The sequence below is a fragment of the Streptacidiphilus jeojiense genome (genome assembly GCF_000719095.1).
GTDB classification, from domain to species: Bacteria; Actinomycetota; Actinomycetes; order Streptomycetales; family Streptomycetaceae; genus Streptacidiphilus; species Streptacidiphilus jeojiensis.
The window spans coordinates 128,775-137,271 of the sequence record NZ_JOEH01000025.1 but is presented as its reverse complement, the minus strand read 5'-3'; the positions used below and the strand labels follow the sequence as shown (position 1 = coordinate 137,271).

The window sequence follows — 8,497 nt, the reverse complement described above, 5'->3', positions numbered from 1 at the left end:
GCCGCTCACCCCCTGCAGATCCACCTGGTCGGCGGCAACACCCGCACCTGTCCCGCCCACGGCGACACCTGCACCACCAGCACCGGCGGCAGCAACTGACGTCTGTCGTTGCCCGACCGGTGCGTCCGTGCCGGAGCTCGTCAGTGCGTGGCCCTGGTGCCGTAGCGGGCGAGGAACATCTTGACGCCGCCGTGGATGTAGGTCTCGATGACCTCCTGGCCGGGGGCGAAGTCGATGTTGAGCATGGCGATCTCGACCGGGATGATCATGGTGCGGGCGTAGAAGGCGACGGTGAGCTGGGGGTCCGGGTCCAGGGTCATCAGGCCGCGTTCGGCCAGGGTGCGGAAGTGGGGCTCCAGGAGTGTGCGGACCTGGCCGGGGCCGTGCTCGTCCCAGGCGGTGGCCAGGTGGGGGAGTCGGGCGGCTTCGCCGATGACCAGCCTGCGCAGGGCCAGGACGTCGGGCTGGAGCATGATGTGCAGCCAGGCGCGGCCGACCTCGACCAGGTCGGTCTCCAGGTCGTCGCTGCGGTCCAGGTCCGCCTCGCGCATCGCGTCCGTTATCGCGCCCAGTACCTCGCTGAGGATGTCCGCGACCACGGCCAGGAACAGGGGTTCCTTGCCCTTGAAGTAGCGGTAGAGGGTCTGCCGGGAGACGTCGGCCTCGGCCAGGATCATGTCGATCGTGGTGACGGCGTAGCCGTGTTCGAGGAAGACCTTCAGGGCGGCCCGGCGGATCTGCTCGGACTTGTCGGGCTTGGCGGGTGCGACGCGCGCGGCCGCCTGCCAGGTGGCCGGATCGGACGTGGGCATGGTTCCTCCGGGACCGCGGCGTCACGCAGCGGGATGTGATGCGATGCGACGAGACTGGACAATCTGATTCAGGAGACTAGACGGTCTGATTTGATCAAGTCAATGTGACCCAGGTCACATAAATCAGACTCTTGTGATCTCCGCCGCGACGGGTCTAACGTCATTCCCAGATCAGACGAGACAGTCTGATCTGTAAGACGGAACAGTCTGATACTGCACTACGCACCGCCAACCACGGGCCGCCCGGCCCCGGAGATCAACCGGAGGAATCATGAACACCAGCACGCAGCGCCTGAACGTGGTCCTGGTCCACGGCGGTTTCGTGGACGGCTCGGGCTGGCAGGGCGTGTACGACGCCCTGAAGGCCGACGGCTTCAACGTGGCCGTCGTGCAGAACCCGACCCTCTCCCTGGCCGGCGACGTGGCCGCGACCCACCAGGTGATCGAGTCCCTGACCGGACCGGTGGTCCTGGTCGGCCACTCCTACGGCGGCGCTGTCATCACCGAGGCCGGCACCCACGAGCAGGTCGCCGCGCTGGCCTACATCACCGCCTTCGCCCCGGACGCCGGCGAGTCGGTGGCCACCCTGATCGCCAACCCGGCCCCCGGCGCGCCGGTCCCGCCGATCCTGCCGCCGGTCAACGGCTTCCTGGCGTTGGACCGCGACAAGTTCGCCGACTCCTTCGCCGGCGACCTGCCCGAGGCGGAGGCCCGGTTCATGGCCGACTCCCAGGTCCCCTGGGGCCTGGACGCCCTCAACGGCCCGGTCACCGAGCCGGCCTGGCGCACCAAGCCCTCCTGGTACCTCGTCGCCGGTGACGACAGGATGATCCCCCCGCCCGCCCAGCGCGCCATGGCCGAGCGGATCGGCGCCAAGACCGTCGAGGTCCCCGGCGCCAGCCACTCCGTCTACCTCTCCCAGTCCGCCGCCACCGCCGACCTCATCAAGCAGGCCGCCCGCGGCTGACCCCCAGCAGCGACACCACCGGTACCGCGGAACCAGTCGGCAGGACCCGCCTTCGAGCGGGTCCTGCCGTCGAGTCGAGATCGAAGGAGAAGACCATGAAGGATCACGGGGCGGACCTGCTCCTGCGGGCCGCGGCTGTGCACACGCTGGTACCCGGCCAGGCGCCGCAGCGGGCGCTGGCGGTGCGGGGCGACCGGATCATCGCGCTCTCACCGGACCCGGACGGTCTCGACGCCCTGGCGACGGACCGGACGACCGTGGTGGACCTGGGGCAGGCCACCGTGCTGCCCGCCTTCGACGACACCCACACCCACCTGATCTTCGCCGGCCACAGCGCCCACGACGTCCCGGTCCACCAGGCCCGCACCATCGCCGAGTTCCTCGACCTGATCAAGCAGCGGGCCGCGGTCACCCCCGAGGGACAGTGGATCCGCACCACCACCAACTGGCAGGAGCTCAACCTGGCCGAGCGCCGGATGCCCACCACTGCCGAGCTGGACCGGGCGACCGACCGGCACCCGGTCCTGGTCAAGCGGGGCGGCCACAACGACGTCGTCAACGGCTACGCGCTGCGCCTGGCCGGCATCGACGAGTCGACACCGGTCCCACCCGGCGGGGTGATCGAACGCGACGCCCAGGGACGACTCACCGGACGGCTGATCGACAACGCGATGGGCCTGGTGGAGCGTCTGGTTCCGGCCCAGCAGCGGGACCTGCGCATCGACGGCCTGCGCCTGGCCAGCGCCCAGTACGCGGCGACCGGCATCGGCACCGTCCGGGACTGCATGGTGACGCCGGCCGACTACGACCTGCTCGCAGCGGCCCGCGCCGTGGGCGCGCTGAACACCCGGGTCCGCGCGCTGATCTCGGCGCTCGGCCTCAGCGAACCCGCCCAGGTCGAGGAGCTGCTGGACGGCATGGAGCAGTGGCGCTACCAGGCGGACCCGTGGCTGCGCGTCTGGGGTGTGAAGTTCGGCCTGGACGGCGGCCTGGAGGCCGGCGCCACCGAGCAGCCCTACGCCTGCGACCACGCCTTCTCCGGCACGCTGCTCTGGGAGCCGGACGCACTGGCCGGGGCCGTGGAGGCGGTGGTGCGCCGCGGCTGGAAGGTGGGCACCCACGCCTACGGCGACCGCGCGGTCCGTGTCCTGCTCGACGTCTACGAGCGCGTCCTGGCCCGCAACCCCGGACTGCCGCCGCACAGCCTGGTCATGGAACACGCCGGCCTGGCCGGACCCGAGCAGCAGGCCCGGGCCGTGGCGCTGGGCATCCCGGTCACCGTGCAACAGCCGCTGCTGCACGACACCGCCGAGGTGGAACGCGGATACTGGGGCCCCGAACGCGTCGCCGCCCTCTTCCCGGCCCGCGGCTGGCTCGACCAGGGAGCCCTGATCACCGGCGGCTCGGACTTCCCCGTCGGCCAGTTCGGCGCCATGCGCTCCATCTGGGGCATGACCACCCGTCAGACGGTGGTCGGCGTCCAGGGCCCCGAACACGCCATCAGCTACGCCGAGGCCCTCGCCCTGCACACCACCAACGCCGCCCGCCTGCTCGGCGAGGAGCACCTGCGTGGCATGCTCACCCCCGGCCGCCTGGCCGACCTCACCGTATGGCCCCGCAACCCGGCCACCTGCCCTCCGGACGCCCTGTCCGCCCTCAACCCGACCGGCACCCTCCTCGGCGGCCGATGGGTCCACCGCCCCGTTTGAACCGAGTGGCCGGGTCGGGCCGGACGGATCTGTCGCCGATCGGGGGACAAGTCGGATGGTGTGGTGGGGCGATACTGGCCTGCATGACTTCAGTGCAGCGCGCGGACGCCGTTCGCCTGCGGGCGTTCATCGAGGGCGACCTCGCCTTCCTCGATCGGCTCTGTACGGATCCTGATGCGCTCGGTGAGTTCGAGTGGCCGGGGTTCGGTGATCCGCGGGCACGCCGCAAGCGGTGGGAGGCCGACGGGTACATCTCCGCCGAGTCGGCGGCGGTTGCGATCGTGGGGGCCGACGACACGGCTGTCGGCATCGCCACCTGGAAGCCGGTGGGTTTCCCGTCGGGTGTCGCCTACGAGATCGGGGTGGGGGTGCTGCCCGAGCACCGTGGACAGGGGGTGGGCACGGCGGCGCAGAAGCTGCTGGTGGACTTCCTGTTGGACCGCACGACGGCGAACCGCATCGAAGCCGTCACCAACAGCGGCAACCTCAGCGAGCAGAGGGCCCTCGAACGTCTGGGGTTCCGTCGGGAGGGGGTCATGCGCGGCAGGTCCTTCCAGCACGGCGAGTACACCGATGTGCTTGTCTACGGTCTGCTTCGCTCGGAGAGCCGTGCTGGAAAGGCGTGAGGTCTCCCCGGACCTGTTCAATGCGAGGTCGGGGAAGGCTGTCCGAGGATGATGTCCTTCAATTCCCTCAGGGTTTCGATTCGATAGGTGGCCCGCGAGAAGTCGTGCGTCCTGGTGAAGTCGTTGTGGACAACGGCGCAGTCGATGCCGGCTGCCACGGCCGAGTTCAGCCCCCTGGACGAATCCTCCACGACCAGTGTCTCCTCCCTGGTCGCCCCGAGGCGCTTCAGGCCGGTGAGGTACGGTTCCGGGTGCGGTTTGGAGTGCTGGTAGTCCTCGCGGACCAGGACGAAGTCCATGAACTTCCTGATCTGCCGCTTTTCATGGATCAGATCGAAGTCAGCACGCTTCGCGGTCGTCACGATGGCCATGCGGACGTATTTTGACAGTTCGGCGAGAGTGTCGACGACGCCCTCGATCTCGATGGCTTCCGTGCGGAGATACTCCTGGTAGTAGTCATCGCGAACCCCGCGCTGCCTGCTGACGGTCCGTTCGTCGACACCTGCCGCCCTGGCCTGGGTCCATGTGCTCAATCCCCGGCCCATGTCCCGGAGGTATCGGTCCTTGTCCAGGGTGAAGCCGATGTCCGCCAGGGCGCGTTCTCCAGCTCGGTAGTACCAGAACTCGGTATCCACCAGAACACCGTCATGATCGAAGAGTATGTACTTCTTCACTCTTGTGATCCTTCCCTGGGGGAGGGCAGTCGGGTCGTCACATTCTCCGTTCATGATCTCATCCGGCGGCGCACGCTTCGGCCTCGGCGAGGTAGCCCTGCACCGGGCCGAGGGTGAGCATGCCGCTGGCGGCGCCGGCGTGCTCGGCACGGGCGTCGCGCAAGGCAGTTGCTGCGCGCACGGCGATCTCGGCTTCGTCGAGGCATGCGGCGGCGCGGGCGGTCAGGCACCACAGGGCTTCCTGGAGGTGATCGCGGGGTGGTTCGGGCGTGGCAGCGAGGGAGTCGCGAGCGTCTTCCCGCCTGCCCTGGGCCAGGAGTACCAGGGGCCTGGCCCACGGCAGGTACGGCCCCCAGTCGAGTCGGGAGTCGGTGGGGGCGGGGCGGTCGTGCAGCAGGCGCAGGCCGAGCAGGGCGACTGGGAGCAGACCGTGGTGGAGCCCCGGCATTCCGGCTGTCGCGAGGGCGTCGTCGGCAGCTCGGTATGCCGCCGCCGCGGCCGCGGGGCTCGGCCCGCCGGGTTCCGTGCTGCGGGCGGCGGTAACCCGCGCGCCGAACCATGCGGTCAGGACCTGAACCAGCGGTGACTCGTGGGCGGTGGCCAGCTCTTCCGCGGCGGCTGCGTGCACGGAGCCGGTCCCGAGATCGCCGAGCGCGGACGCGGATTGCAGGCGTACGAGTCGGCCGAGAATGGCAAAGGTCGGCAACCCGTGCCGGGTGGACAGCGAGACGAGTTCGGCTCCGATCGTGTCGCGTTGTGCTGCCAGGCCGGGGCGCGCGAAGGACTGCAGGAAGACTCCGTTGAGTGCGAACGCCAGCAGCGCCGGGTCGTTGAGGCCGCGGGCCAGAGCCTCGGCCTCGTGTGCACAGGTGAGTGCGGTGTCGCCGGCGTCGTCGCCGCGGCTCTCGACGGCAACGGTGGCCAGCAGCCGGGATCTGAGGTCGGTGGGGCCGCCTGGCCCCAGCGCGGTGAGGGCGCGCTCGGCGGCCTGCACCACGGCGCGGGACTGCTCGGGATCATCGGCGCGGCTCCACAGCGCCGGTACGTCGTAGGCACCGATGACCCGCGCGGTCAGAGCGAGGTCCCCCGTTCGTTCGGCCGCCCGGATCGCCGCGAGGCGATCGCGCCGTGAGGAGACCAGGGCCTCGCCGCCGACGAGCGCGAGTGTGCGGGCCAGGTCCATCGTCGTGCGCGGACCCAGCCGGGCACCGGTCCCCGGCCAGGGACGGGGCGCCGGTGCGCGGGTCGGTGCGCGGGTCGGTTCGAGGGCTGCGGACCTGGTGAGGATGTCCTTCTCCAGCCGTTGAAGATCAGGGCTGGGGTCGAGCGCGAGTTGTTCCACGAGCATCGTGCGGGCACGGCGGAGTGTGGCCAGGGCGTCGGCCTGGCGTCCGTCCCGGTACAGGGCACGCGCGAGCAGGCCCCAGGCCGGTTCGCGCCAAGGGTGTTCGGCGACGTGCGCGCCGAGGTCGGCGACGAGGTCGGCGCCCCTGCCGGAATCCAGGAGGATGCTCGCACGCAGTTCCACGCCCTGCAGCCGCAACTCCTGGAGCCGGGTTCGCTCCCGCTGGGACCATGCAGCCTCGGGCAGGTCGGCGTAGGCCGGACCGCGCCACGAGGCGAGTGCTTCACCAAGGTCGACGACGCCATCGGGACAACGGCGGGCTTCGGCCAGTGCGTCCTGGAACCGGTCGACGTCCGTGGCCCCGCGGGGTAGGTGCAGTGCGTAGCCGGGTCCCTGCGTGATCAGCACGCGCGGCGGTGTGCGGGGCGGCCGGTCGGGTTCGATGGCGCGACGAAGCGCGGCCACGAAGGTGCGCAGCGCCCCCAGGGAGCCGGCCGTCGCCCGCGGCCACAGGTCGTCGATGAGGGTGTCGGTGGTGACCGTCCGACCTTCGGCAGCGACCAGGCGCGCGAGTACCTCGCGATGCCGCGGTCCGCCCAGGTCGATCGGGCTGCCGTCGTCACGCCATGCCTGCACTGCACCGAGCACATCGATCCGCATGCTCCCCATCCTCGGTGCGTGGGCCCGGATCTGCGGTCTCGTACTGATTGGCTGCTCATCGGTGTCGTGCACGGTGGAGCGGTCAGCCAGCCCGAAGTGAGAGAAGGACCGTTGTGGCACTCATGATCCCCGGTTTCACGTACACCCTGCTGCCCGGTTCGGGCAGTGTGAGCCTGTCCGCCGCGATCGGTGGCAGCGGCAGTCCGGTCGTACTGTTGCACGGCTTTCCCCAGACCCACCTGATGTGGCGCCACGTCGCCGAGCAGTTGGCCGGCGAGCACACGGTGGTCTGTCCCGACCTGCGCGGCTACGGGGCGAGCGACAAGCCGGAGGCCGCGGACGAGGAGGTCTATTCGAAGCGGACGATGGCCGCTGACATCGTGTCCCTGATGGCAGGGCTCGGCCATGAGCAGTTCGCCCTGGTCGGACACGACCGTGGTGCCCTGGTGGGGTTCCGGGCCGGGTTGGACCACCCGGAGACGATCACACATCTGGGCATCCTCGACGTCGTGCCGACGCTGGACATGTGGAACGTGCTGCAGGGTGTGTCGGCGGCGGTGGGGTACCACCTGTTCCTGATGGCGCAGCCGACGGGCCTGCCGGAGAGGATGATCGCCAACAGTGCGGACACGTTCTTCGGTTCGTTCCTGGACGCCTGGGCCGAGGACCCGGACGCGATTCCGGAGCAGGTGCGCGCCGAGTACCTGCGGGCCAGTGCGGCCGCAGTGGACTCGATCGTCGCCGACTACCGGGCCTCCGCGGATATCGACGTCGCCCACGACCGGGCGGACCTCGATGCCGGATCACAGCTCGCGATGCCCGTCACGGTCGTCCAGCAGGACTGGGGAGCCCAACTCGGCTACGACGCTGTCCAGGTGTGGAGGGCTTGGGCACCCGACCTCGACCACCGCCTGACGAAGGCGGGGCACTTCATGGCCGAGGAGGCTCCGGAAGAGGTCACGGCAGCGATCCGGGACCTGCTGGCACGCTGACCTCACGATCTGGCTCTGTGAGCGGGGCGCCCGGTGGAGCCGCTCGGTGTCGAGCGGTCCCACCGGGTTGCCGGCCCGGGCGGGGACGGGTCAGGCGTCGAAGCTGTCGTCGCAGGCGTCGACGGCCTGCCAGGTCAGCCGGTTCCAGTCGGCGTAGCAGCCGTCGTGGTGGTGGACCAGGGGGCCGAAGACGTGCGTGCTGCTGGAGCTCGTGTAGGAGGTGGTCACGAACCCGCCCCACCTGCCGGCCGCGACGGTGGCACTGTCCGAGGTGGTGCTGGAGGTGGAGACGCCCCACTGCGCGTCGGCGAAGGCGGGGGCGGAGCCGGCCATGGCGGCCATGGCGACGGCGGCGGCAACAGCGGTACGCAGCAGTGTCTTCTTCACGGGGGACCTTCCGGACGATCAAGGGACGGTTGCTCTGCGTGGTCATCATGTCACCCTGCGTCCGATCGGACGTGCGTCTGTCGCGTGTCGGTCCGCATGGAACTCTCCAGGCGATCTATCGCACCACTCCGCCTCCCGACCATGGACGAATGATCGCGATCCGGGTCTGCGGAGTCGTCTATACCATCGCACTTGTGATCATGGCCTCGACCTCCTCTGATCATTTCCGGAATGGGAATTCTGAGGTCGATTTATGAGATTCATTTGAGCTTCGGAACGCCCCCGAAGATTCTTTTCCGGAAATACTTGCGCCCGGCTGCGGCAC

General features: G+C 69.8%; 8 protein-coding genes. 4 read left to right on the top strand and 4 right to left on the bottom strand.

Annotated features, from left to right (window positions below; all coding sequences use genetic code 11):
* Positions 1-140: 140 nt before the first annotated feature.
* Complete coding sequence (locus IF29_RS43980) at positions 141-812, bottom strand: TetR/AcrR family transcriptional regulator (protein ID WP_051726214.1); 672 nt, start codon at positions 810-812, stop codon at positions 141-143.
* Between the two features lie 271 nt (positions 813-1,083).
* Between IF29_RS43980 and IF29_RS0130275 the strand changes: the two genes are divergently transcribed.
* The 3 genes from IF29_RS0130275 (at position 1,084) to IF29_RS0130265 (ending at position 4,114) form a co-directional block, all read left to right on the top strand.
* Entirely contained in the window at positions 1,084-1,779 is a 696-nt protein-coding gene (locus IF29_RS0130275) for an alpha/beta fold hydrolase (protein ID WP_030261527.1), read from the top strand.
* Positions 1,780-1,874: 95 nt separating this feature from the next.
* Entirely contained in the window at positions 1,875-3,488 is a 1,614-nt protein-coding gene (locus tag IF29_RS0130270; RefSeq protein ID WP_030261525.1) for an amidohydrolase, read from the top strand.
* A gap of 92 nt (positions 3,489-3,580) precedes the next feature.
* Positions 3,581-4,114 carry a GNAT family N-acetyltransferase gene (locus tag IF29_RS0130265; RefSeq protein ID WP_198037591.1) on the top strand — a complete coding sequence of 178 codons (534 nt, stop codon included), beginning with the start codon at positions 3,581-3,583 and terminating at the stop codon, positions 4,112-4,114.
* A gap of 17 nt (positions 4,115-4,131) precedes the next feature.
* On the opposite strand, the gene IF29_RS0130260 is transcribed toward IF29_RS0130265, so the two are convergent.
* Together IF29_RS0130260 and IF29_RS0130255 are read right to left on the bottom strand one after the other, a co-directional pair.
* Positions 4,132-4,788, bottom strand: a complete 657-nt coding sequence (locus IF29_RS0130260; protein ID WP_030261521.1) for an HAD family hydrolase — start codon at positions 4,786-4,788, stop codon at positions 4,132-4,134.
* 58 nt (positions 4,789-4,846) lie between these two features.
* Positions 4,847-6,793 carry an AfsR/SARP family transcriptional regulator gene (locus IF29_RS0130255; RefSeq protein WP_030261520.1) on the bottom strand — a complete coding sequence of 649 codons (1,947 nt, stop codon included), beginning with the start codon at positions 6,791-6,793 and terminating at the stop codon, positions 4,847-4,849.
* A gap of 113 nt (positions 6,794-6,906) precedes the next feature.
* Here IF29_RS0130255 and IF29_RS0130250 point away from each other — a divergent pair, with 113 nt between their 5' ends.
* Positions 6,907-7,785 carry an alpha/beta fold hydrolase gene (locus tag IF29_RS0130250; protein WP_030261518.1) on the top strand — a complete coding sequence of 293 codons (879 nt, stop codon included), beginning with the start codon at positions 6,907-6,909 and terminating at the stop codon, positions 7,783-7,785.
* A gap of 90 nt (positions 7,786-7,875) precedes the next feature.
* Here IF29_RS0130250 and IF29_RS47050 read toward each other — a convergent pair whose 3' ends face one another.
* Entirely contained in the window at positions 7,876-8,172 is a 297-nt protein-coding gene (locus tag IF29_RS47050) for a hypothetical protein (protein WP_030261516.1), read from the bottom strand.
* Between the last annotated feature and the right edge of the window lie 325 nt (positions 8,173-8,497).